Genomic DNA, 22664 nt, shown 5'->3' with positions numbered 1-22664 from the left:
TGATCGCGCCGATCGCGATGGAGCAGGGCCTGCGCTTCGCGATCCGCGAAGGCGGTCGCACCGTCGGCGCCGGCGTTGTGTCGAAAATCACTGAGTAATCGGTGAAGGTGCTGAGATTATTCGTCGAATAATCTCGGTCCTAAACGTTGAACTAAAGAAGGCCGTTCCCAAGGGGCGGCCTTTTTCGTTGTGCTTGTGGCAAAGCGATGTTTCTTTAGCTCGACTGCTTCGCCGACTGTGTTAGGCGCGCCAACGGAGAATTCACCTATGGATGACATCGAAATTCGATTGGCTCGGCGTCTGAAACGTCGGGGCTATCAAGTATCGGTCAATAGAGAGAGCGGGGACTATATCGCAAGCCTGGGCTTTGAGGCCGCCACTATTTTCGATGTTGGCGTCGCGTCGGGCACCTCTCATCTGTATGAGGCCTTTCCAAAGGCGAAATTTGTTCTGGTCGAGCCGATCGCGGACTATGAAATTAAGCTGCGCAAGAATTGGGGCGACAAAATTGATTTCGACTTCCATGCCTGCGGCGTTGGCGCGGAAAACGGGCAGACGACCCTTCATATACCGACAGTTGCTGGCCGAGTGTTGGGAACGCGCGCCACGATGATGGCCTTTGACGAAGCCGCCAGTGCGCATACGTCGGGCATAGAGGAAAGACAGGTGCCCGTCCGCACTTTGGATGAGATTGCGCGTTCTTACGATGGGCCTTTTGGCCTGAAGATCGATACTGAAGGGTTCGAGATTGAGGTGATCAAGGGCGCAAGCGAAATGCTGCAAAACTGCGCCTTTGTTCTGGCCGAGGTCTCGGTTCGGCGGCGATACCAAGGTGGTTATAGGTTCAGTGACTTCGTGGCGGTGATGGCCGAGCAGGGCTTCGAACTGCACGATTTCATTCGGCCTCCATCACCAGATGCCACGGATTGCGACGCGATCTTCGCACCCTATGATAGCGCCAAATTTGACTATCGGGACGCAAAGCTGTCCCGAATGACAAGCAAAGCCAAATAGCGCAGGGATGCTCCTGAGCCCTGCGCCACAAACCACCTTTAATGGGGCTGCGTTTAGATCACGTCCGCCAGAACCAGTCGGATGATGTCTTCGCGTTTCAAGCTGCGTGCGCGCAGGTCCTGATCGCTCATGACCCAATAGGCCCGGATGCGCCGAACCGAAGAACGGGCCTTGGACAGCTTGCGCAGTGCCGTGCGCAGTCTATGCGGCAAGCGCCCGGTAAGGCCAACGGGGTTAAAGCTGTACGGGCGGGGTGAGGAGGGTTTGGACATGGAAACACGCCATAGGTTTGAATTCTGACAGTCCGAAACCTAATCGCAGCTTATGCGGTTAGGTAGCTGAAATCAGACATAGCCGCAGTGCAGCAGGTGCATGGCCCGAAGGCGTTAAAGTGCTGTTTCTGCGGCGGCGCGCACGGTGCGGATGTTCTCGCCATATACTTCGGGGGTCGAGACTGACCCGCCTTTGAACACAGCCGACCCTGCGACCAGAACGTCTGCACCGGCCGCCGCGACCAGTGGGGCGGTGTTTGGATCGACGCCGCCGTCGATCTCAATATGGATGGGGCGGTCGCCGATCATCTGGCGCAGACGGCGGACCTTGTCGGTCATGTCGATGAATTTCTGCCCGCCAAAGCCGGGGTTCACGGTCATCACGCAAACCAGATCCGTCAGGTCCAGCAGGTGTTCGACCGCCTCGGCCGGGGTGCCGGGGTTCAGGGCAACACCAGCCTTCATGCCAGCAGCGCGGATCGCTTGCAGGGTTCGGTGAGTGTGCGGCCCTGCCTCAATGTGCGCGGTCAGGATGTCGGCTCCGGCATCGGCATAGGCCTGAATGTAAGGATCGACCGGAGTGATCATCAGATGGACATCCATCACCGTTTTCACATGCGGTCGGAACGCTTTGACCGCCGGAGGGCCGAAGGTCAGGTTCGGTACGAAATGACCGTCCATCACATCCACATGGACCCAATCGGCGCCCTGGGCTTCGATGGCCTGAATCTCGGCCCCGAAATTGGCGAAATCGGCGGAGAGGATCGACGGTGCGATCTTGATGGTGCGGTCAAAGCTCATGGCGGCCTCATGTCATCAGTAGAGTCGTCGTCGCATATACCGCCGACGTCCTACAAAGGGTAGCCCCCGCGCATTTTGCGCCGTTACAAAACTTTCACTGCCCTGACACATATTCGTTGAGCAGGATCTGTAGCTGACCGCCAACATGTATTGGGGGTGGCACGTGCTGCGTATCGAAAAACTGACCAAGCGCTTTGGCGACAATATCGCCGTGGACCGGGCCACGCTGGACGTGGACAAACCTTGCATGATCGGGATCATCGGTCGTTCCGGTGCAGGGAAATCGACCTTGCTGCGGATGATCAACCGCCTGACGGACGCCAGCGAAGGCGAGATCACTTTCCAAGGACGTGATGTCACCAAGCTGAAGGGCCGCGACAAGCGTGCCTGGCAGGCCGATTGCGCGATGATCTTCCAACAGTTCAATCTGGTGCCGCGCATGGATGTGGTGTCGAACGTGCTGCATGGTACGCTGAACCGCCATTCGACATTGGCGACCATGTTCAACCTGTTTCCGATGGAGGAAATTCACCGCGCCATCGACATTCTTGACCGTCTGGGCATTGCAGAGCACGCACCCAAACGGGCCGAGGCGCTGTCAGGTGGGCAGCAACAGCGGGTCGCCATTGCGCGCGCGCTGATGCAGGATCCAAGCATCATTCTGGCGGACGAACCCATTGCCTCGCTGGACCCGATGAATGCGCAGGTCGTCATGCAGGCACTGCGCCGCATCCATGAAGAAGACGGCCGCACAGTAATCGCCAACCTACACACGCTGGATACGGCTCGTCGCTATTGCGACCGCGTAGTCGGTATGCGTGACGGTCGCATCGTGTTCGACGGCCTGCCTGAGCAACTGACAACCGGCGTCGCCCGCGAGATCTATGGCGCGGATGCCAGCTTCTCGGAAGAGGCGACATCGACCGAGATTGAGACGCTGGATGCGACTCAGAAGGCCCTGATGGAAGCAGAAGCAACCATCTAAGCCAACTACCCCTTTCATCGACCGGCCGATGAAAGGCCGGCATATCAAACCGGAGAGAGACAGATGAAAAAACTGATGGCAGCCCTAGTGGCCACAACTGCAATGGCCGGGCCGACCCTGGCCGCGGATATCAACGAATTCCGCATCGGCATTCTGGGCGGTGAAAACGCTCAGGACCGTCTGAACAACAACGAATGCCTGCGCGAATACACCGAGGAAACACTGGGTGTTGAAACCAAACTGTTTGCACCGGCTGACTATGACGGCGTGATCCAGGGCCTACTGGGCGGCACCATCGACATGGCGTGGCTGGGTGCTTCGGGTTATGCGAAAACCTACTTGTCTGATCCCGAAGCGGTCGAGCCGGTTCTGGTCAAGGTCAACACCGATGGCGGTTATGGCTATTTCTCGATCGGTTTTGCGCGCAAAGACAGCGGCATCACCTCGCTGGAAGACATGAAGGGCAAGACCTTTGGTTTTGGCGATCCGAACTCGACCTCGGGCTACCTGATCCCGTCGATCGAAATACCTGCGGCAACGGGTTCCACCATGGAATCGGGCGACTATTTCGGTGAGGTGAAATTCACCGGTGGCCACGAGCAGACCATCGTTGCCGTGAACAACGGTGACGTCGATGGTGGCGTGACTTGGGCTGACGGCCTGGGCGATTGGGAAGATGGGTATCAGTCGGGCGCGCTGCGTCGCGCTGTTGATGCCGGTCTGGTCGACATGAACGACATGGTCCAGATTTGGAAATCCAAGCCGATCCCCGAAGGTCCGGTTGTTCTGCGCACCGCGCTGCCTGCAGACGTAAAAGAGAAAATGACCGCCCTGATGGCGGGTCTGGCTGAGAAAGACCGTGAGTGCTTCTACGGCGTTGCTGCTGGTGAAGCCCGCGCGTTCGAGCCGATCACCCACGAAGCCTACGAAGTTATTATCGAAGCACGCAAGCTGAAGTCTAACTAAGCCTGCACCCCCCTAAGACCGGGGTCCGGTGTTCCAAGCCGGGCCCCGTTTTCCACTCAGGAGCATTCCATGACAGACCTGACCGCAGGGTCCCCGACCGTCGACCAGATCCGGGCCGACTATACCGAGATGACGCGACGCAAGCGGGTCTATGGTGGTATTCTTCTGATCGTTTTCGTGGCCCTGATGGCCGCCGGGTTCCGCACAGCGGATGACCGCAACGCGGGCAGTTTCGCGGATGGTTGGCACCGTATCTTTGACTACCCGGCAGAGGTGCTGTCCGAAACCTGGGAAAAGATCGACGCGTTGCCCGCTAATCTGGTCAAGTTCTTCCCGGCGCTGGTCGAGACGATCAACATCGCCGCCGCGTCCACGCTAATTGGCACCATCGCGGGTACATTCCTTGCGCTGATGTCCACACGTGGAATGGCGCTTTGGCCTGCGTTGATCCCCTTGTTCCGCCGCATCGCCGATATCTGTCGCGCAATCCCTGAAATCGTGATCGCTCTGGTCCTCATCTTTATTCTGGGCGGCGGCCCGGTTCCGGCGATGATCGCCATTGCAATCCATACGGCTGGCGCGCTGGGCAAGTTGTTTTCTGAGGTGAATGAGAACGCCTCACTGAAACCGGTCGAGGGGTTGGCTTCGGTCGGCGCGAACTGGTCGCAGCGCATGTATCTGGGCGTGATCCCGCAGGTTGGGCCGAACTATGTCAGCTATGCGCTGCTGCGGTTCGAAATCAACATTCGCGCCTCGGCTATCCTGGGGTTCGTCGGTGCAGGCGGTCTTGGCTATGAGCTGCGCAACTCGATGTCCTGGGGGCAGGGCAAATACGATCAGGCCGCCGCGATTTTCTTGCTGTTGTTCGTCACAATTGTCGTGGTCGACCAAATCTCGGGCCATCTGCGTGATCGCCTGACCCACGGATCCGAGAAAGGAGCGCGGGCATGAGCACCTTCGCCACTGACCTCTCCCTTGATGAGCTGAAGGCCGAGGCTGATCGTCTGTTCAGTCGTAAGCGCCTGATCAATTTCGGATTACCTGCGTTGGTGCTGGCCTATCTGACCTATGTGTTTTTCGCTTTCGACGTGCCCGGCTTGGCCGGACGCGCAAACTGGGAAAACGGCAAGACGCTGGTGGCTGACAGCTACAGTTACAAAACCCACATTGAGCGTGACAATCGCACAGGTGAAGTCTCGGCCGCAATCGAAGGTGAGCGCAAGGGTGCTTATCCCGAAGGCCAAGCGCCGGATTGGGTCGCTCTGGGCGAGACGACGGTGATTGATCTGGAAGACGGCCATATCGTGCGGTTCGGCCCCGAGACGGTGGAATATGATATCCCCGGTTATGGCACGGTGCGTGCAACGCCGACCCGTTCGGCGGGTGTGCAGGCCGAGCTACCCGCAGGCGATGTGCCCGATTGGATCAATGTCTCAAAGAACCGGATGGCGATCACCACGGATGCGGGTCGACTGACCGTGACGCGCAACCGGTCCGAAGTGTTCCGCTATTTCAACGGGTGGGAGCTGTTTTTCTTCACCCTCGATAGCCCCTACTATGGCAAGTCGTTCCCGCAACTCATTGGGCTGGCCGCAAATGGTGAGGCGGGCGCGATCCTGAATGATTTCTGGACCAACAAGATGTGGCGCCATCAGGACGTGGCCTGGGCCATTTTCGAGACGATCCTGATGGCCTTCCTCGGAACCTTGGGGGCAGGCATTGTGGCCCTGCCGCTGGCTTTTCTTGCGACCCGCAATTTCAACCCGCTGCGTTCGGTTCGGTTTCTCACGCGCCGGGTGTTTGATTTTGTGCGCGGTGTGGACGCTCTGATCTGGACCGTCGTTCTGGCGCGGGCATTCGGCCCCGGTCCGCTGACAGGTGCGCTGGCCATTCTGGTGACGGATACTGGGACGTTCGGCAAGATTTTCTCGGAAGCGCTGGAGAATGTTGATCAAAAACAGATCGAGGGTGTCCAATCGACCGGAGCCAATGCGCCGCAACGTTATCGGTTCGGGGTGATCCCGCAGGTGACGCCGGTGCTGCTCAGCCAGTTGCTCTATTTCCTCGAATCCAACACGCGCAGCGCCACTGTGATTGGTGCGATTACGGGCGGTGGGATAGGCTTGTTGCTGACGCAGGCCATCATCACCCAGAAAGACTGGGAAGAGGTTGCCTACTACATCGTTCTGATCATCCTGATGGTGATGCTGATGGATTGGTTCTCGGGCTGGCTGCGTCGCCGATTGATCCAGGGCGAAACGAAGCCGCAAAGGAAAAAAGCAAAGATCGCGTCATCTGCGAGTTAAGGAAACCACATGGCACGACTGAGTTCCGATCAACCGTTTATCCACCCAGATTGTGCGATCACCAACAGCACATTCGGCGCGTATGTCGAAATCGGTGCCGGGACGCGATTGGCCAATGTGGAGCTTGGGGACTATTCATATTGTGACCGGACCTGCGATATCGCGAACGCTCAGATCGGCAAGTTTGCCAACATCGCCAGCTTTACCCGGGTCGGTGCAACGGACCATCCGATGGAGAAAGCCTCGTTGCATCACTTCCTGTATCGCTCGGCGGATTATTGGGATGACGTAGAAGATGATGCAGCTTGGTTCGAACATCGCGCCAGTCGGATGACCGTGATTGGTCATGACACATGGGTCGGCCATGCTGCGATCATCAAACCCGAAGTCACAATTGGTCACGGTGCGATTGTGGCCTCAGGCGCGGTCGTGACCAAGGATGTCACACCATACACCATTGTAGGTGGTGTGACGGCTGCTCCGATCCGGCCGAGATACCCCGCTGGCGTCGCGGAACGAATGCTGGCCTTGGCCTGGTGGGATTGGGACAATGCGCGCCTGCGGGCTGCGCTTCCGGATTTCCGGTCGCTGCAGGCGGAAGCGTTCCTCGAGAAATACGAGTAGCCGCAACATGTGTGGGCGTGGTCCTCCCGCGCCCGCGCACGCATCGGCTACGCCGATACCCGCTGGCGGCCTTGGGCCCGGCGCCGCGCTTTGCGCGGCGCTATGCCCAACGGGATGAGACCTCCGGCAGGAGGTTGAAGACGGGCGGGAGCATTTTGGGCTCAATCATCCCCAAGTGTCAGAGTAATGCGCTCGCCGGCAAATGTGGTGCGGCCATATTCGATGGGTGTGCCATCGGGCGCTATGTTGATACCGATCGAATGCAGGACAGGGGCACCCTCGGGCAAGCGCAGGTGCAAAGCCTGGGTTGCGCTCGCGGCGCGTGCGGTCAGGCGGGTGGAGTGGCGGGTGTAGTCGTCGATCCCACAGCGTTGCAATGCTTTGGTCACGGATTGTGTCTCGGACAAGGCGGTCAGAATATTGGGCAGGCGCTTGGCCGGAAAGACGCTTTGAAACAGAGCGATTGGCTGACCATCCGCTAAAGACAAGCCGTCATAGACGTGCACCGGATCGCCGGAGGTCAGGCCCAGGGCCTCGGCCTCGGCTGCATCGGACGTTCGCGTTGTCAGGCTCAGGATTTTCTTGCCCGGAATTTTTCCGCTGGCCGATATGCTCTTGTGATACCTGACGCGTTTTCCGATCGGATAGTCGGTGGGTCGCGCTGCCACAAAGACACCTGCTCCGCGCCGGGGGTGAACTAGCCCTTGCTCGGTCAGGTCTGCGAGAGCGCGTCGCACCGTATGGCGGTTCACACCATGCTTGGCGGCCAGTTGCGCCTCGGTCGGCAGTTGGTCGCCGGTGTCATAGCGGCCTTCGGCGATATCTGAGATCAGGGCCAACGCGATGCTTTTCCAGATGGGTGTTTTACTCATGTCATCAAATCTTCATGCACCGGTGGATTGCGGAAGGTACCGTTGAGGTGTAATATTTGTCTAGTTGTATAGTATAAATAGACAACCCATCCAAGAGGGTCCGATGACGGAATTGTCAGAAATCAACACCGAAGCGCGTCGGGCGCGGATGGGTCTTCTGGCCCGCGCGCCCGAAGACGCATTAATGGCCCTTTGGCAGAAATATGCCACGCCTCCGCGCTTTGAATGGCTGCGCCGCCCCGAAATCGGCGGCGTTATGGTGCGGGGTCGTGCGGGGGCTACGGGCGCCCCATTCAACCTGGGGGAAATGACCGTTACCCGGTGTTCGGTGGTGTTGGAGGATGGCACGGTCGGGCATGGCTATGTCCAGGGCCGGTCCAAGCCAAAATCTGAGGCTGCCGCGCTGATTGACGCGTTGATGCAAACTGCTGCGGCGGATGAAGTCCGTGCCCAAGTGATCGCCCCTTTGTCAGAACGTGTGCAGGCAGACCACACCCGGCGCGCGGCCAAAGCTGCCGCCACCAAGGTTGAGTTCTTCACATTGGTCCGAGGAGAGGATTGATGACCGCACAAGCTCAGTTTTCGGGTGGGTTCGATAATGCTCCGGTTCAGTCGTCTCACGCCTTTCGCGCCGCGATGAACGTTATGGCGCGGCCGGGTGAGATCAGAACGCTGGCCGGGGCACAGCCACCTGCGCCGCTATCGGTTGCGGCGGGCACGTTGCTGCTGACATTGTGTGACCCCGACACCAAGGTTTGTCTGGCCGGAGAGTTAGACACGGATGCCGTGCGGCGATGGCTGACATTCCACACCGGCGCACCCTTTACGGATGCAGCGCAGGCCGACTTTGTGGTCGGTGCGTGGCAAGCGCTGTTGCCGATCGGGCAGTATCGCATAGGGACGGCAGAATATCCCGACCGCTCGGCCACCCTGATCGTGGAGTGTGATGGTCTGAGTGCGCAGGGGGCCCAATTGTCAGGACCGGGAATCCGGGACACTGCCCGACTGTCGCTGCCTGATATTCCGGCGCTGCAAGCCAACGCGGCGCTTTATCCGCTGGGCTGCGATTTCTTTTTCACATCTGGTGCAACCGTAGCGGCCTTGCCGCGCAGTACCCAGATCAGCGCGGAGGTGTAACCGATGTATGTCGCTGTCAAAGGGGGTGAGAAGGCGATCGAGAACGCCCATGCCTGGCTGGCCGAAGAGCGCCGAGGCGCGCCGGACGTGGCCGAGCTGAGCGTCGCCCAAATCCGCGAACAACTAAGCCTTTCAGTGAACCGGGTGATGGCGGAAGGGTCGCTGTATGACCCTGATCTTGCTGCACTGGCGATCAAACAGGCGCGCGGAGATCTGATCGAGGCGATTTTCCTGATCCGAGCCTACCGCACGACGCTGCCGCGCTTTGGGTACACCAACCCGGTTGCGACAGGCAATATGGCCTGCGACCGGCGCATTTCAGCCACGTTCAAGGATGCGCCTGGCGGGCAGGTGCTGGGGCCGACCTTCGACTACACTCATCGTTTGCTGAATTTCAAACTGGCCGCAGAAGGCGGCGACCCGATTGCGCCCGAAGCCGCGCCGCGCACCGAGCCAACGCCACATATCACCGAATTCCTCAAGGGTGAGGACATCATTCAGGATGAACCTACCAGCGACGAGACACCGGGCGACCTGACACGTGAACCGATGGAGTTTCCCTCGACCCGTCCCCTGCGTCTGCAATCCCTGACCCGCGGGGATGAAGGGTTTGTACTGGGCATGGCGTATTCCACCCAACGCGGATACGCCCGCAACCATGCTTTCGTGGGCGAACTGCGGATTGGCAAAGTTGCAGTCGAGATGGACATTACCGAGTTGGGCTTTGCCATAGAAATCGGTGAAGTCGAGTTGACCGAATGCGAGACAGTTAACCAATTCAAGGGCTCAAAAACCGAACCACCTCAGTTCACCCGCGGTTATGGTTTGGTCTTTGGTCAGTCCGAGCGTAAATCCATTGCCATGGCTCTGGTCGACCGGGCCTTGCGGTGGGAGGAGTTGGGCGAAGACAATCTGGGCGCGCCCGCGCAGGATGAGGAATTTGTCCTAAGCCATGCCGACAACATTCAGGCCACCGGTTTCCTCGAACATATCAAACTGCCGCATTACGTGGATTTCCAGTCCGAACTGGAATTGGTCCGAAAACTACGCCGCGAGGCCGAGGAACGGATCACCCCAAAGGAGGCTGCGGAATGAAGGTCGTTGTTTTCGATATCGGCGGTGTATTGGTTGATTGGCACCCCCATCTTGCATGGGTCGATGATCTAGGATCGGATGAAGCTGCCCATGCTTTCATCGAACGGACCGGGTTCAAAGCCAAAAACGCACGGGGAGACAACGGCGAGCGGTTCGCCGATATGGCCAAAGAGTTGGCAGACCCGGAGGATCAGAACCTGTTCGCCTCCTACGTGGAGCGATATACACTCACTGTTCAGAACGCGGTTAACGGCACTTGGGATATCCTCGATCGCCTCAAGGCGAATGGAACCCCCGTCCACGCTGTTACCAATTGGTCGGCCGAAACCTGGCCAGAGGGTCTGAAAGTGCATCCCCGGTTGGGTGAGGTGTTCGGCACGTTGGTGGTGTCGGGTCAGGAAGGCGTCATGAAGCCTGATCCGCGTATTTTTAGACTTCTGTGCGAACGGGCCGCTGTTCAGCCCCAAGACTGCGTGTTCATCGACGATGGTTTGCACAATGTCGACGGTGCGCGTGCTGTGGGAATGGACGCTATTCAATTTGTCGGCGCCGAAGCACTGGAAACAGAATTGTCCGAGAGGGGAATACTATGAGCGATTACAATTTCGCCTATCTCGACGAGCAGACCAAGCGGATGATCCGGCGGGCGATCCTCAAGGGATTGGCAGTGCCCGGTTATCAGGTGCCCTTTGCCAGTCGCGAGATGCCGATGCCTTATGGCTGGGGTACGGGTGGGGTGCAGGTCTCGGCTGCTACACTGACACCCGAAGATACTTTTAAGGTGATCGACCAAGGTGCCGACGATACGACCAACGCGGTCTCGATCCGCAAGTTCTTTGAGAACACAGCCGGGGTCGCGACCACCGAAGAAACGGAAAAGGCCACCGTCATCCAGACCCGCCACCGGATCCCCGAGGCGGAACTGACCGAGGATCAAATCCTCGTCTATCAGGTGCCGATCCCCGAGCCTCTGCGCTTTCTGGAACCGCGCGAGACGGAAACGCGCAAGATGCACGCGCTTGAAGAATACGGGCTGATGCATGTGAAGTTGTATGAAGATATTAGTCAGCACGGGGCAATTTCGACTTCATACGCCCATCCGGTAAGAGTGTCCGGGCGCTATGTGATGGACCCGTCTCCGATCCCTAAATTCGATAACCCAAAGCTTGAGATGGACGCGATCCAGCTCTTCGGCGCGGGGCGCGAGCAGCGCATCTATGCGGTGCCGCCGCATACCAAGGTGGTGAGCCTCGATTTCGAGGACTACCCGTTCGAGGCGACCAAGGCGGACCATCCCTGCGACCTGTGCGGGGCCGAAGACAGCTATCTGGACGAGTTGATCATGGATGATGCGGGCAACCGAATGTTTGTCTGCTCCGACACCGATTACTGCCGCTCACGCCGCGCTGCGGGGCACGAAGGGCGTTTGGCCAAGGAGGATGCAGCATGATGCGTGAACACGTACTGGGAATTGATCATCTGGGCCTGACGGTTTCGGACCTTGAGGCGACCAAGGCGTTCTTTGTCGAGGCGCTGGGCTGGGATGTGGTCGGTGGACGGCCCGAATACCCCTCGGCCTTTATCAGCAACGGCTCGGCGGTTCTGACGCTGTGGCAGCAAAAGGGCGAAGATCAGCACGGCTTCGATCGTCATGCCAATGTCGGGTTGCACCATGTGGCGTTCAAAATCCCGTCGCGCGAGTCTTTGGATGTGGTGTTTGCCGCTGTGAAAGACTGGCCCGGCGTTCAGGTGGAATTTGCCCCCGAACCTTCGGGTGCTGGGCCAAAAATCCATTTCATGATCCAAGAGCCTGGCGGCAATCGGATCGAATTTGCCTATGACCCGAGGTAGAGCCATGACCCCGCTGTTAAGCGTTCAGAACATCCGAAAAACCTATGGCACCCGGATCGGCTGTACCGACGTCAGCTTTGATCTCTATCCCGGTGAGGTGATGGGAATTGTGGGCGAAAGCGGCTCGGGCAAGTCGACGTTGCTGAATTGTCTGGCCGGTCATCTGGAACCGGACGAGGGGCGGGTTGTTTTCGATACACGAACCGACGGGCCGGTGGATACGGTGACGATGTCGAAACCCGAGCGCCGGATGCTGGGTCGCACCGACTGGGCCTTTGTCCACCAGCACGCCCGCGACGGGCTGCGTATGACTGTCAGCGCGGGCGGCAATATTGGTGAGCGTCTGATGGCCGTGGGCGACCGTCACTATGGTGACATCCGCGACAAGGCCATCGACTGGCTGGGCCGGGTCGAGATCGAAGCGAACCGCGTCGATGACCGCCCCACCGCCTTTTCCGGTGGGATGCAGCAGCGGTTGCAGATCGCGCGCAATCTGGTGACCGGGCCTCGGCTGGTTTTCATGGATGAACCGACGGGCGGGCTGGATGTTTCGGTTCAGGCGCGTCTGCTGGATTTGCTGCGCGGGTTGGTGCGCGAGATGGGGTTGAGCGCCATCATCGTCACGCATGATCTGGCTGTGGTGCGCCTGTTGGCGGACCGGCTGATGGTGATGAAAGACGGTCATGTGGTCGAATCCGGCCTGACCGATCAGGTGCTGGACGATCCGCAACATGCGTACACGCAGTTGCTGGTCTCAAGCGTGTTGCAGGTGTGAGAGATGATTGAACTGAACAACGTCAGCAAAAGCTTTACCCTGCACAATCAGGGCAGCGCGGCGATCCCTGTGATGGAGGGCGCGACACTCAGCGTGGCCCCCGGGGAATGCGTGGCTTTGACCGGAGCGTCCGGGGCGGGCAAATCCACCCTGATGCGGGTGATCTATGGCAACTATCTGGCCGCCTCGGGGCAAGTCATGGTGGGCGGCGTGGATGTGGCGCAGGCTGAACCGCGCGAGATTCTGGCCCTGCGGCGGGACACTCTGGGCTATGTCAGCCAGTTCCTTCGGGTGGTGCCGCGCGTGCCGACGCTTGAGGTGGTGGCCGAGCCTCTGCTGGCCGTCGGATGCGACCGTCAGGCGGCGCTCGACAAGGCGGCAGGGCTGTTGGCGCGGCTGAACATTCCTGAGCGCCTCTGGACGCTCAGCCCCACGACCTTTTCGGGCGGCGAGCAGCAGCGCGTGAACATCGCGCGGGGCTTTGCGCACGACTATCCGGCGATGCTGCTGGATGAGCCCACCGCCTCGCTTGACGTGCAGAACCGTGAAACCGTGCTGAGCCTGATCGAAGAAGCGAAGGCGCGCGGTGCGGCGATCATCGGCATTTTCCACGATGTCGGCGCGCGTGAACGGGTGTGCGACCGTGAGATCAACGTATCGGATTTCACACCGGGGATGGCCGCATGACCCTTGCACCGGTCATTGCGGTCGTCGGACCCTCGGGCGTTGGCAAGGACAGCGTGATCGAGGCGCTAGTGGCGCGCTCCGCACGTATTCACCGGATGCGCCGGGTGATCACCCGCCCCGAGGGCGAGGACGGCGAAGATTTCGACCGGGTCTCCGAAGGCACATTTCAGCAGATGGTGGATGAGGATGCCTTTGCCCTGCACTGGCCGGCCCATGGGTTGCTGTATGGGGTGCCCCAAAGCATCCAGCAGCTGCGGGGGCAGGCGGATGCAGTTTTGGTGAACCTGTCCCGATCCGTGCTTTTGCGCGCGCAAGAGGTGTTTGGTGATCTGGTTGTGATCTCGCTGACTGCCGACCCGCGGGTGCTGGCGCAGCGCCTGTCGGCGCGTGGGCGCGAAAGTGCGACGGATCAGGCTCGTCGGCTTGCACGCGCGCAGATCACGCTGCCCGATGGATTGCGCCGGGTGGTGCAGATCGACAATTCCGGTCCGCTGGACCAGACGGTCAGTGCCATCCTGACCCAGCTTCAGCCAGAAAGGGCATAGCGATGGATCAGGTGAAACCGCCCGTCCTCGGTCTCGCCCATCAGCGCCAGATCGGTGATGTGGAACGGCGTGGGCAGCAGGGGCGCAAGCCGCGTGTCCAACGCATCCTGAACGGTGGCCAGCGTGGGTTTGTCCAACTTGCCGCTGAGGGTGATGTGAAAGCGGAACGAGTCCATCACGTAAGGGTATCCCCATTGCACCAGATTGGCCTCATGCGCTGGCGACAGCCCGGTGCCACGACGACGCTGCAATTCGGCCTCGGATGCGGGCGCGCGGAAGCTGTCCAGATCACGCACGCAGGCGGCGGCCAGCGCGTTCAGCGCGGCCTCGCCACCTGCGGGGCGCAGGGCCAGGAACCGGCCCAGTCGTGCGATCTCAAGCCCCTCCAACGTGACCGGAGCCTGCGCAGAGGCCATCTGCGCGCAAGCATCGCGCAGCGCCTCAACCGTCTGCCCGTTGCGCAGTCGGAACGGAGGCTTCATCGTCGCGTGCAGCCCGTATTTGCGCGGCACCTGCGTGACGGCGGCCACATCCACGCCGGGGATATCGGGGTGCGCGACCGTCGCGCCGGTCTCAACGTCCCAGCCCAGCCAGCTTGTGCCAAACCGGGTCCACTCGGCCCCCTCGGGTGGCGCAAAATAGATCGCGTATCGCGTGAATGTCACATTGGCCTCCTATGCGTGGCCTACCCAATAGCTCAGACCGTGTGAAGTTCAGATGACAGAAGAAATGATCCTTGCCAATGCCACGCTGGTTCTGCCCGATGAGACGGTCACAGGCAGCATCCGCGTCACCGGTGAAACCATCGCCGAGATCGCCACGGGCAGCACCGTGCCGCCCGGCGCAGTGGATTGCGGCGGCGACTATGTCTGCCCCGGTCTGGTCGAACTGCACACGGACAATCTGGAACGCCACATCCAGCCGCGCCCCAAAGTCGATTGGCCCCATGCGGCGGCGATTTTGGCGCACGATGCGGAACTGGCCAGCACCGGGATCACCACTGTGTTCGACGCCATGCGCATCGGTTCGATCCCATCGGGCAACCGCTACAAGAAATACGCCCGCGAGCTGTCGCGCGAGCTGTGGGATCTGCGCGAACAGGATGCGCTGAAGATCAGCCATTTTCTACACCTGCGGGCCGAGGTCTGCTCGGAAACCCTCGTGGCCGAGCTGGACGAGTTCGGCCCCGAGGATCGCGTCGGTTTGGTGTCGCTGATGGATCACACGCCCGGCCAGAGGCAGTTCCGCGATATGACCCAGCTTGAGGCCTACATGAAGGGCAAGCATGGCATGAACGATGATGACTTCCTGCAGCACGTGGCACAACTGAAGGCGTTGCGCGATCGGTTTGGCGATCAGCACGAGGTCGAGACGGTCAAGGCCGCCAAACGGTTCGGGGCGATGCTGGCCAGCCACGATGACACGACGCAGGATCAGGTGGCCGTTTCGGCGGGGCATGGCATCATGCTGGCCGAATTCCCCACCACGGTCGAGGCCGCCCGGGCCTGCCACGATCACGGAATCAAGGTTATGATGGGGGCGCCCAATGTGATCCGGGGCGGGTCTCATTCCGGCAATGTCGCGGCGCAGGAACTGGCTGATCTGGGCCATCTGGATATTTTGTCGTCAGACTATGTGCCCGCCGCGCTGCTGCTGTCGGCAACCCGCCTGGGCGATATGTGGGGCAATATGGCGCGTGGTCTGCGCACCGTGACGCAAACACCCGCACAAGCTGTGGGTCTGCAGGATCGCGGTGAGCTGCGTGAAGGTGCCCGCGCCGATGTCATTCGGTTCCGTCTGCGCGAGGGTGCTCCTGCGTTGAACGGCGTTTGGTCGCGCGGACGGCGTGTGGCCTGATTGGGTGCGTCAGATCAGTCTGATCAGGCGCGATAGAACAGGTAGCGGTCTGGCGCGATGGTTTCGGGCCCGGTGATTTGGTCGAAACCTACCAGTGGTTGCCCCGAGATCAGCAGCCCTCCGGGCAACATGACCTGCGCGATCAAGGGGCTGAGGCGGGCGGCTTCGGCCACGTCATCGGCCTTGATGCCGCGCCCGAAATCATAGTGTGCCATGGCGATCTTCGGCCCGCCCTGGGCCAGTTTTTCCAGCATGGGTTCAGCTTCGCCTTGCAGGAAATCCTCGGCAGGGGGGGTGCTGGAGGGGTGGCATTGCAGCACCCGGTCCATCACCCAGATGCGCCGGTCGGGTAGGATTTCGCGCAGGTGGTCATAGGTCCGGCCATTACCAAGACCCATGTCCAGAACGTCTCCGGGGTGGTCCGCTATCTGCGCGACCGCCCAGTTCAGCCCGTCGCGCTGGGCAGTCAGGCGGCGCAGCATGGAATCCAATCGGCTCATTGAGGTCTCCGTAAAGTCTCGGGGGCAGTCCAGAGGGTCGTGGGCCCATCCAGAAGCCGCCGCAAGAAGTCATGGGTGAAGGTCCAGATCTCGTCATCGTGAACCAGGTGGTGGGTCAGGTAGCCAAAGGGTTCGGCGTTGTCCGCGTGCGCCAAACGCCTGTTGCGCAGCAGATCGACGGTCTGGGCGACAAGCTGATCCGGTGCGACCAGCCCGCGCGTGCCGCGCCAGTCAATCGGGTCTAGATGGGTGTTCACCTGATCCAGTCCCGGCGCGGGCTGCGCGATTTTGCGCGGCGTCGCGGTCGAAAGTGTCGTGAAACCCAGCGTGGGCAAGATCTGCACTACTTCGGGCGCGATACGGTTCCACGGGGGCACGAATAGCGGCCGTAGCCGGTGCCCAAACAGGGTGGTCAACCTATCCAGCCCGGCTTTGGCGTCTTTCATGATCTCGGGCAAGGGTCGGTGCAGCCGGAATTCGGCTTTCTTTTCGGCCGCCGGAGCATGGTTCTGATGCGCCCAGCCGTGGACGACTGGGACTAGCGCTGAATGTGCCTGTACATAGTCGGCCAAAGCGTGATCGGCATTCCGTGGGATCACGGCGAGATGAACAGGCAGCCCAAGCGCGTCGGACAGCTGAGTCAGACGCTCCAATTGCGGGGTTGTGGTGATCGCATCGTCATCCCGCCACCAAAGCGGCAGTGACAATCCCTCTTGCCGCCACAGTGCCAGTTCTGCTTCCAGAGAGTACCAATCGACCTTCATCCCCGACGCTCCAGCAGAGCCTTGGCGATCTCGACAGATTTGGCCGCGCCGTCAAATCCGTGGTCGGGAACGGGCCGCGCGGGTGCGTTCAGAACGCGGTCTACAGCCTGTGCAAGGGATGCACCGCTCAGATCGTGGCTGGCAACCAATGCGACCCCCGGCTGATCCGATAGGCTTTGGGCGCGCAGGGTCTGTTCGACCTCATTGCCGTCATCGAACGGGACAAAGACCGCAGGTGTCGCGGCCTGAAGAATATCAAGTGCTGTATTGTAGCCGCACATGCTGACCGAGGCTGCGGCGTGGCGCAGCATCTGGCGAAAATCGGGTCGCACGGGTTCCACGGTGACATTGGCGATGCCCACCAAATTCGACAGTTGAGCAATGCGCACCTGAGCGTCCTGCCCCCCAACCAACAGGCGCCAGCGCCTGTTGGTCATCTTTTGGGTGGCCTCGATGGCCGCGCGAAAGATCGGCTGCCCGACCGAGCCTCCGCCCGCGCTGACCAGAACCTCACCTTGCCCCAACGCGTCGGGGTGTGGAGGGGCCGCCTCCGGGGCGACAAACCCGGTGTAGTACAGCCTTGGGCGCAACCGCTCTGACACTGGCCAGCTTACGTCCAGCGAAACCATCTGCGGGTCAGAATGCACCAGAACCCCATCGTATGTGGTCAGCACGATCTCTTCTGCGCGCGTGGCTTTGCTTGGTTTTGAGGGCGGCGCAAGGATGTCCCGGATCGAGCCCAAAATGACCGGTCGTTTGGGCAGTGCAGAGGCGGCCTTGAGCAAGGCAATGAACTCAGCGCTCAGGGACCGTCGGCCAAACGGAAATAGTTCGGTTATCAGCACATCAGGGGCAAAACTGCGCACCGCCTCAACCAGAGCTGCCTGCCGCCCGGCCAGATATGCTACATCGGCAACTTCGTCGGTCTGGGTCAGCAGCCGGGTGAAATCTGTTCCGTCCGAGCGCAGCGGCGGCAGACCCAGCAAGGTCATGCCCGTCACATTCAGCTGCGGCGCAGGCATTCCGCCCGTTACCACCAGAACCTGATGGCCGTCTTGCACAAACGCGCGCCCCAATGTCAGCGCGCGGCTCAGGTGCCCCGTGCCCAACAGATGAGTGACGACGATCATCACCTTCATGCCGCGCCATCCCTTTTGATCAGGCGGAGAGGTTCGGTCTGGGCGCGCATGGTCTTCATGTCAATGATATAAAGCCGGTTCCGTTTGATTTTGAAAGGGGCGGGTCCATCAAATTCCCAAGACCAAGCTTGCGCCAGAATGACCCGCATGATGCCGATATGGCAGACAGCAACCGTGTCGCCTGTCAGGCCACTCAACCATGGGCGCAGACGGTCGCGAACTTCGGCCGGACTTTCTCCGTTTGGGGGGCGGAAATCCCACCCCCAATCCTCGATATGACGATAGCCACAGTCGGGCTCAGCCAGTAAGTCAACACCGCGCAACCCTTCCCAATCGCCCCAATTCATCTCGGTCAGCGCTTCTGCCGTCAGGGGCGCGCGCCCGGCCACCAGACGCGCCGTTTCCTGCGCGCGTTTCAGGGGGCTGGACCAGAGCGCCGCCTGATCCCACGGCTCGGGCAATGCGTAAGTCGCAAGCTCGGACCGGGCCGCGTCATCCAATGGAATATCGCTGCGCCCTTGGATACGCCCGGCGCGGTTCCATGCCGTATGACCATGGCGGAGCAAGGCAAGCCGGGTCATTTTTGCCCCCCGATCAGGGGTCGCACCGCTTGCCAGAAGCGTTTGGTGGCGGCGGGTTGAAGATGGCGCGCGGCAACATGCGCTTGGGCCGCAGCGCCAATATCTCGGCGCAGTGAGGGATTGGCCAACAGGGTTTGCAACCGGTGCGCCAACCCGGCCGGGCCGTCCTCGACCTTTGGGTAGTCCGACGGGGCCAGAACGTCGCGCACGCCCGGACGGTCTTGCGCTACGACCGGCAGGCCGCTTGATTGCGCCTCAAGATAAACCATGCCGTAGGCTTCGTTTACGCCGGGCCAGACGAGCAGCGACACCTTTTGATAGTGCGCCTGCACGTCGGCGCGGTCCAACTGGCCTAAAAAACGAACCTTCGCCCCAAAAGGTGCCATCAGAGCCTCAACCTCGGCCCGCGCCGGGCCATCGCCCGCGATATTCAGAGACCACGCGCCGTCCAGCAACGCCAGAGCCTGTGCCAGAATCTGGTACGAGGCTAGCTTGTCCCCGTGCCGCATCATCCCGACGACCAGCATGGGGCCTTCACAAGCCGCCGCACCCGGAAGGTCCGCGCGAGGCAGGAAGGGCGGCAATTCGATCAGCTGCTGTGACCCGTATCTTTCACGTTCCAGTGTGATCAGATCGTTGGCCGTGTGGTAGAAGATCACCTGCGCCGCATCGCAGGCCTCATGGGCGGCTTGGGCGAACCCGGCCCAGGGGCCGGTTAGACGGCTGGTCGCGCGCGTGCTTTCCAGTTGCACATAGGGGATTTTCCGCGCCCGGCTGACTCGCGGGCCCAGCAAGTCAGGTGCCTTGTAATAGTTGTGATACGTCACCCAAAGGGCGGTATCTGGGGCGAGCGTATGGATCAGGCGTTGGGCTTCGGCGTCAGCCTCGGTGCGCAGCTTATCCTGCACCTGAGCGTCGCCCGTTTTGTCGAAAACGCGCAGATGCGAGACCAGATCGACCGCGTCCCCCTGCGCACCAATCGCTGCCAAAAGGTTACGCGCCATTTCCCGGTCGCCGGACGGCACCGGACTGTCGGGGGACTTCATCGGAGTGTAGAACGCAACGCGTGCCATCAGCCCCGATCCGCCCCCAATGTGCTTAGTCGTTTTGACAGCAAAGCAATGCCGGGATCCATGCGGAATTCGGCGATCAGGCGGTCATAGGCGTTACCGGCCATCTGCATCGCCTTAGCAGGGTCTTGCGCCATCCTGGTGATCGCTGCGGCCAGTGCGGCGGGCGCATCTTCGGATAACAGGCCATGGATTCCGGTGTCGATAAATTCTGGTATGGCCGAAACCGGTGTGGATAGGATTGGCAGCTTTTGCGAGGCGGCCTCCATTAGTACATTGGGCAGGCCGTCCCGGTCGCCGTCGGCGGCGATGCGGCTGGGCAGGACGAAGAGATCGGCCTTGCGCATGGCTTCGATAACTTCGGGCTGGTCGCAGGCCCCTTTCCAGGTGATCCGCGCTGCAAGCCCGGCATCTTCGGCACGCCCGGCCAGCGTTTCGGCCAGCGTGCCGCCGCCGATATGCGTCCAGTGCCAGTCAAGAGCCTCGGACAACAGCGCGAAGGCGTCGATCAGGCGGTCAAAGCCCTTTTTCTCGACCAGCCGCCCGACCGAGATCATGTGAAACGGCGCGTCAGGCGCGCGCTGCGTGCGCTCGGGCGGGTCCGGAAAACGACTCAGGTCCAGCCCGTGATAGATCAGATCGACACGCTTGGGATCGTCGGCCAGGTTGCGCAGGTGCGTGGCGCCGATGGCGGTGCAGGTTGCACCAAAGGCAGCACCATGGGTGCTGGCCTGAAGCTTTTCAGCTTTTTCCCAGTCGGGCGAGGTCCAGATATCCTTGGCGTGGGCGGAAAAGCTCCACGGCAGGTCGCGCATAATGGCGGCATAGCGCGCGACCGAGGACGGCGTGTGCATGAAATGCGCATACATGACCCGCGTGTCCTGCGGCAATTCGGCTGCAAGCACGCAAGCCTGACCAAAGCGGCGAATGCGGTTGTGAGTCGGGTCGCGGCGCAGATCTGCACGCCAGATCCGGTAGGCCTCGGCATAACCGGGCAGGGCCTGCGCGGCACGGCGCGCGGCCCAGACGCGTTGGGGTTCCTGATACAGATACTCGGGCAGGTAATGCACCTGACCCTTGAACCGGTCATGCAGCGGATGGCGTTTGACGTCGGTGGGATGGCGTAGTGACCAGATGTCGAACCGATGGCCCGCATCCTGCAATGCAACCAGTTCCTGAGCGATGAACGTTTCCGACAGGCGCGGCCACCCTTTGACCAGCACCGCCAGATTAGGAGGCGCAGATGTCATCCGATAGCCCGTTCCTGTTCTCCGTTCAGCAGGGCGTCAACGCGGTCCGTGACATAGTCTAGCCCGTCCAACAGCCCGTCGCCAATGGCTTGGGACGGCAGGGGCTGATCGGGCAGGGCGCGAATGGCTGCAATCATTGCCTCGGGAGTCAGGCCATCGCGGCTTTCGTCCAGCATCCGCACCAGCCCCAGCTCTTCTGCGCGCGAGGCGCGAATCCACTGTTCCAGACGCGGGGTCGTGCGAGGAACAATGACGGCGCGTTTGTCAAAAGACAGCACTTCGCAGAACGTGTTGTAGCCGCCCATGCAGACGACACCGGCGGCCCCGGCAAACAGGGTTTCAATCTGGGATTCAAAACCGACAGCAGTCACGCGACCGTTCAACGCCGCAACGCGCGTTTCGAAATCGTCCCGCAACTCGCCCGACAGGAACGGACCATAGACCAGCACGGCGCGGGGCGACAGGGTGGGGTCTTTTTCGTAAGCCGACAGAACAAGGTTCACCATCGCCTTGCCGTCGCCGCCCCCTCCGGGGGTGATCAGGATATATGGCTGCTCGGGCGGTTCGCCCACGGGGCCAAGATCACGGCGCAGATAGCCGGTCCAATGGATGCGCGATTGCACCTCGGGGCTCAGCGGTAGGCCACGTGTCGGGTCGTAGATCGAGCGTAGCCCATAGACCCAGATCTCGTCATAATAGGCCTCGGTTGCAGCGACCGCCTCTTTACGATCCCATTCAGCGGCCAGAACCTCGGGCTCATCCAGAACGTCGCGCAATCCAAGGACCATTTTGGTTCTTCTGCTTTGCATCAGACAGTCAAGAGTCGGCAGCAGCTCGCCTCGGAAGCCGGTAGGTTCCTTGTCGACGATAAGCACATCCGGATCGAATTGCTGCACAGACGTTCGGATTAAACCCGAGCGTAGTTCGGTCACTTCTTCGATACCCATGCCCATGGTCTGTGAGGCATAGGACCCGTCAGCGCGTTTGGTAACACCGGGTAGACGAACGTGATCCACCCGACGCGGAAAGGTAAACCGCCCGGCAACGGGCGAGCCGGTCAGGATCAATGCCGAGGCCGAAGGGTCCGCCTGTGTCATCGCAGCGGCCAGAGCACGCGAGCGGCGCAGATGACCCAAACCAAAGGTGTCGTGGCTGTAGAACAGAATGCGGGGCGCACGTCCGGCTATTTTCTGTTTTCTTTTAAGGCTCATACTTTTGCCTGTGTCCGTGTCTTGGTGCATGTCCGCGCGGGTGCACTTCTATCGTATTTGTTTTCGGTCGGCTTGCAAAAAACGCGGTTCCGGCGGGTCAAAACCGACAAACATTGCGATTTGGCTACATGTTGCAATGAAATGGCCCAACGTCGCTTTGCTTTACATCAGGTTCCGGGTCGAAAACCTCAATTGTTGTCCGGCCCGGTCTTATTCACTTTCCATCGCGATGGAAATACTTCGGTCACCGCTATTGCGGTGGGAACACGTGGAAAGACGAACTGGGGTCGACATCTGTTGAGCATTTGAACACGGGATTGTGCTTCTATAGGCTGCGGGGCAAATGCGGACGTGGATGAAAG

Annotated in this window: 28 protein-coding genes; 17 read left to right on the top strand and 11 right to left on the bottom strand. The window is 60.6% G+C overall.

The annotated features are described in order from the left end of the window. Positions 1 to 98, top strand: a 98-nt coding sequence (locus GOV80_RS22510; RefSeq protein WP_170782973.1) for an EF-Tu C-terminal domain-related protein, incomplete at its 5' end; no start/stop codon positions are given. Between the two features lie 169 nt (positions 99 to 267). Further along, positions 268 to 1014 carry an FkbM family methyltransferase gene (locus tag GOV80_RS04325; RefSeq protein ID WP_170782972.1) on the top strand — a complete coding sequence of 249 codons (747 nt, stop codon included), beginning with the start codon at positions 268 to 270 and terminating at the stop codon, positions 1012 to 1014. A 53-nt stretch (positions 1015 to 1067) separates the two neighbouring features. On the opposite strand, the gene GOV80_RS04320 is transcribed toward GOV80_RS04325, so the two are convergent. Together GOV80_RS04320 and rpe are read right to left on the bottom strand one after the other, a co-directional pair. Further along, positions 1068 to 1286, bottom strand: a complete 219-nt coding sequence (locus GOV80_RS04320; RefSeq protein ID WP_170782971.1) for a hypothetical protein — start codon at positions 1284 to 1286, stop codon at positions 1068 to 1070. 114 nt (positions 1287 to 1400) lie between these two features. Then, complete coding sequence (gene rpe, locus GOV80_RS04315) at positions 1401 to 2087, bottom strand: ribulose-phosphate 3-epimerase (protein ID WP_170782970.1); 687 nt, start codon at positions 2085 to 2087, stop codon at positions 1401 to 1403. A 163-nt stretch (positions 2088 to 2250) separates the two neighbouring features. Here rpe and phnC point away from each other — a divergent pair, with 163 nt between their 5' ends. From phnC to GOV80_RS04290, 5 genes are all read left to right on the top strand, one after another. Then, a complete protein-coding gene (gene phnC, locus GOV80_RS04310) occupies positions 2251 to 3072 on the top strand; it encodes a phosphonate ABC transporter ATP-binding protein (RefSeq protein ID WP_170769855.1) in 822 nt (273 codons plus the stop codon). A gap of 63 nt (positions 3073 to 3135) precedes the next feature. Beyond that, the gene (gene phnD, locus GOV80_RS04305; protein WP_170782969.1) at positions 3136 to 4038 is read left to right on the top strand and encodes a phosphonate ABC transporter substrate-binding protein; all 903 of its coding nucleotides are present in this window, start codon (positions 3136 to 3138) and stop codon (positions 4036 to 4038) included. Between the two features lie 69 nt (positions 4039 to 4107). Next, complete coding sequence (gene phnE / locus GOV80_RS04300; protein ID WP_170782968.1) at positions 4108 to 4989, top strand: phosphonate ABC transporter, permease protein PhnE; 882 nt, start codon at positions 4108 to 4110, stop codon at positions 4987 to 4989. Then, a complete protein-coding gene (gene phnE / locus GOV80_RS04295; protein ID WP_170782967.1) occupies positions 4986 to 6344 on the top strand; it encodes a phosphonate ABC transporter, permease protein PhnE in 1359 nt (452 codons plus the stop codon). The genes phnE (GOV80_RS04300) and phnE (GOV80_RS04295) overlap by 4 nt, the downstream gene beginning before the upstream one ends. 9 nt (positions 6345 to 6353) lie before the next feature. Next, positions 6354 to 6968, top strand: coding sequence for an LbetaH domain-containing protein (locus tag GOV80_RS04290; protein ID WP_170782966.1), 615 nt, complete (start codon positions 6354 to 6356; stop codon positions 6966 to 6968). Positions 6969 to 7129: 161 nt separating this feature from the next. Here the strand turns inward: GOV80_RS04290 and phnF are convergent, their stop codons facing one another. Beyond that, positions 7130 to 7840, bottom strand: a complete 711-nt coding sequence (gene phnF / locus GOV80_RS04285) for a phosphonate metabolism transcriptional regulator PhnF (RefSeq protein ID WP_170782965.1) — start codon at positions 7838 to 7840, stop codon at positions 7130 to 7132. Positions 7841 to 7943: 103 nt separating this feature from the next. On the opposite strand from phnF, the gene phnG reads away from it, so the two are divergent. The 9 genes from phnG to phnN are packed head-to-tail and all read left to right on the top strand — an operon-like array spanning position 7944 to position 13930. After that, positions 7944 to 8402, top strand: a complete 459-nt coding sequence (gene phnG / locus GOV80_RS04280) for a phosphonate C-P lyase system protein PhnG (protein WP_170782964.1) — start codon at positions 7944 to 7946, stop codon at positions 8400 to 8402. After that, a complete protein-coding gene (gene phnH, locus GOV80_RS04275) occupies positions 8402 to 8977 on the top strand; it encodes a phosphonate C-P lyase system protein PhnH (RefSeq protein ID WP_170782963.1) in 576 nt (191 codons plus the stop codon). The genes phnG and phnH overlap by 1 nt, the downstream gene beginning before the upstream one ends. A gap of 3 nt (positions 8978 to 8980) precedes the next feature. Beyond that, complete coding sequence (locus GOV80_RS04270) at positions 8981 to 10072, top strand: carbon-phosphorus lyase complex subunit (protein WP_170782962.1); 1092 nt, start codon at positions 8981 to 8983, stop codon at positions 10070 to 10072. After that, positions 10069 to 10665 (top strand): HAD family hydrolase, encoded by a 597-nt coding sequence (locus GOV80_RS04265; RefSeq protein ID WP_170782961.1) that lies wholly within the window; start codon positions 10069 to 10071, stop codon positions 10663 to 10665. The genes GOV80_RS04270 and GOV80_RS04265 overlap by 4 nt, the downstream gene beginning before the upstream one ends. Continuing rightward, on the top strand, positions 10662 to 11522 hold the full coding sequence (locus GOV80_RS04260; protein ID WP_170782960.1) for an alpha-D-ribose 1-methylphosphonate 5-phosphate C-P-lyase PhnJ: 861 nt from the start codon (positions 10662 to 10664) through the stop codon (positions 11520 to 11522). The genes GOV80_RS04265 and GOV80_RS04260 overlap by 4 nt, the downstream gene beginning before the upstream one ends. Then, complete coding sequence (locus tag GOV80_RS04255) at positions 11519 to 11923, top strand: VOC family protein (RefSeq protein WP_214646777.1); 405 nt, start codon at positions 11519 to 11521, stop codon at positions 11921 to 11923. Before GOV80_RS04260 ends, GOV80_RS04255 begins: the two co-directional genes overlap by 4 nt. Before the next feature lie 4 nt (positions 11924 to 11927). After that, positions 11928 to 12698, top strand: coding sequence for a phosphonate C-P lyase system protein PhnK (gene phnK / locus GOV80_RS04250; RefSeq protein ID WP_170782959.1), 771 nt, complete (start codon positions 11928 to 11930; stop codon positions 12696 to 12698). A gap of 3 nt (positions 12699 to 12701) precedes the next feature. Continuing rightward, a complete protein-coding gene (gene phnL / locus GOV80_RS04245; protein WP_170782958.1) occupies positions 12702 to 13385 on the top strand; it encodes a phosphonate C-P lyase system protein PhnL in 684 nt (227 codons plus the stop codon). Continuing rightward, positions 13382 to 13930, top strand: a complete 549-nt coding sequence (gene phnN, locus GOV80_RS04240; protein WP_170782957.1) for a phosphonate metabolism protein/1,5-bisphosphokinase (PRPP-forming) PhnN — start codon at positions 13382 to 13384, stop codon at positions 13928 to 13930. Before phnL ends, phnN begins: the two co-directional genes overlap by 4 nt. On the opposite strand, the gene GOV80_RS04235 is transcribed toward phnN, so the two are convergent. Next, positions 13912 to 14595: a DUF1045 domain-containing protein gene (locus GOV80_RS04235; RefSeq protein WP_170782956.1), complete on the bottom strand. Its 684-nt coding sequence runs from the start codon at positions 14593 to 14595 to the stop codon at positions 13912 to 13914. The two genes, phnN and GOV80_RS04235, sit on opposite strands and share 19 nt — an antisense overlap. A 52-nt stretch (positions 14596 to 14647) precedes the next feature. Between GOV80_RS04235 and GOV80_RS04230 the strand changes: the two genes are divergently transcribed. Beyond that, complete coding sequence (locus tag GOV80_RS04230; protein ID WP_170782955.1) at positions 14648 to 15787, top strand: alpha-D-ribose 1-methylphosphonate 5-triphosphate diphosphatase; 1140 nt, start codon at positions 14648 to 14650, stop codon at positions 15785 to 15787. A 23-nt stretch (positions 15788 to 15810) separates the two neighbouring features. Here the strand turns inward: GOV80_RS04230 and GOV80_RS04225 are convergent, their stop codons facing one another. Genes GOV80_RS04225 through GOV80_RS04195 form a run of 7 tightly spaced genes read right to left on the bottom strand, consistent with a single transcriptional unit; the run spans position 15811 to position 22302 of the window. Next, entirely contained in the window at positions 15811 to 16287 is a 477-nt protein-coding gene (locus GOV80_RS04225) for a class I SAM-dependent methyltransferase (protein ID WP_170782954.1), read from the bottom strand. Next, positions 16284 to 17051, bottom strand: a complete 768-nt coding sequence (locus GOV80_RS04220; RefSeq protein WP_170769872.1) for a polysaccharide deacetylase family protein — start codon at positions 17049 to 17051, stop codon at positions 16284 to 16286. The genes GOV80_RS04225 and GOV80_RS04220 overlap by 4 nt, the downstream gene beginning before the upstream one ends. After that, entirely contained in the window at positions 17048 to 18190 is a 1143-nt protein-coding gene (locus GOV80_RS04215; RefSeq protein ID WP_170769873.1) for a glycosyltransferase family protein, read from the bottom strand. The genes GOV80_RS04220 and GOV80_RS04215 overlap by 4 nt, the downstream gene beginning before the upstream one ends. Continuing rightward, positions 18187 to 18771, bottom strand: coding sequence for a histidine phosphatase family protein (locus tag GOV80_RS04210; RefSeq protein ID WP_170769874.1), 585 nt, complete (start codon positions 18769 to 18771; stop codon positions 18187 to 18189). The genes GOV80_RS04215 and GOV80_RS04210 overlap by 4 nt, the downstream gene beginning before the upstream one ends. Continuing rightward, on the bottom strand, positions 18768 to 19844 hold the full coding sequence (locus GOV80_RS04205) for a glycosyltransferase family 4 protein (protein ID WP_170769875.1): 1077 nt from the start codon (positions 19842 to 19844) through the stop codon (positions 18768 to 18770). The genes GOV80_RS04210 and GOV80_RS04205 overlap by 4 nt, the downstream gene beginning before the upstream one ends. After that, the gene (locus GOV80_RS04200; RefSeq protein ID WP_170782953.1) at positions 19844 to 21091 is read right to left on the bottom strand and encodes a glycosyltransferase; all 1248 of its coding nucleotides are present in this window, start codon (positions 21089 to 21091) and stop codon (positions 19844 to 19846) included. The genes GOV80_RS04205 and GOV80_RS04200 overlap by 1 nt, the downstream gene beginning before the upstream one ends. Continuing rightward, complete coding sequence (locus GOV80_RS04195) at positions 21088 to 22302, bottom strand: glycosyltransferase family protein (protein ID WP_170769877.1); 1215 nt, start codon at positions 22300 to 22302, stop codon at positions 21088 to 21090. Before GOV80_RS04195 ends, GOV80_RS04200 begins: the two co-directional genes overlap by 4 nt. Between the last annotated feature and the right edge of the window lie 362 nt (positions 22303 to 22664).

It is taken from the genome of Ruegeria lacuscaerulensis (assembly GCF_013034685.1).
Taxonomy (GTDB): domain Bacteria; phylum Pseudomonadota; class Alphaproteobacteria; order Rhodobacterales; family Rhodobacteraceae; genus Ruegeria; species Ruegeria lacuscaerulensis_B.
Note: the sequence above shows the minus strand (reverse complement) of the source record. Positions and strands in the feature narration are given on the sequence as shown.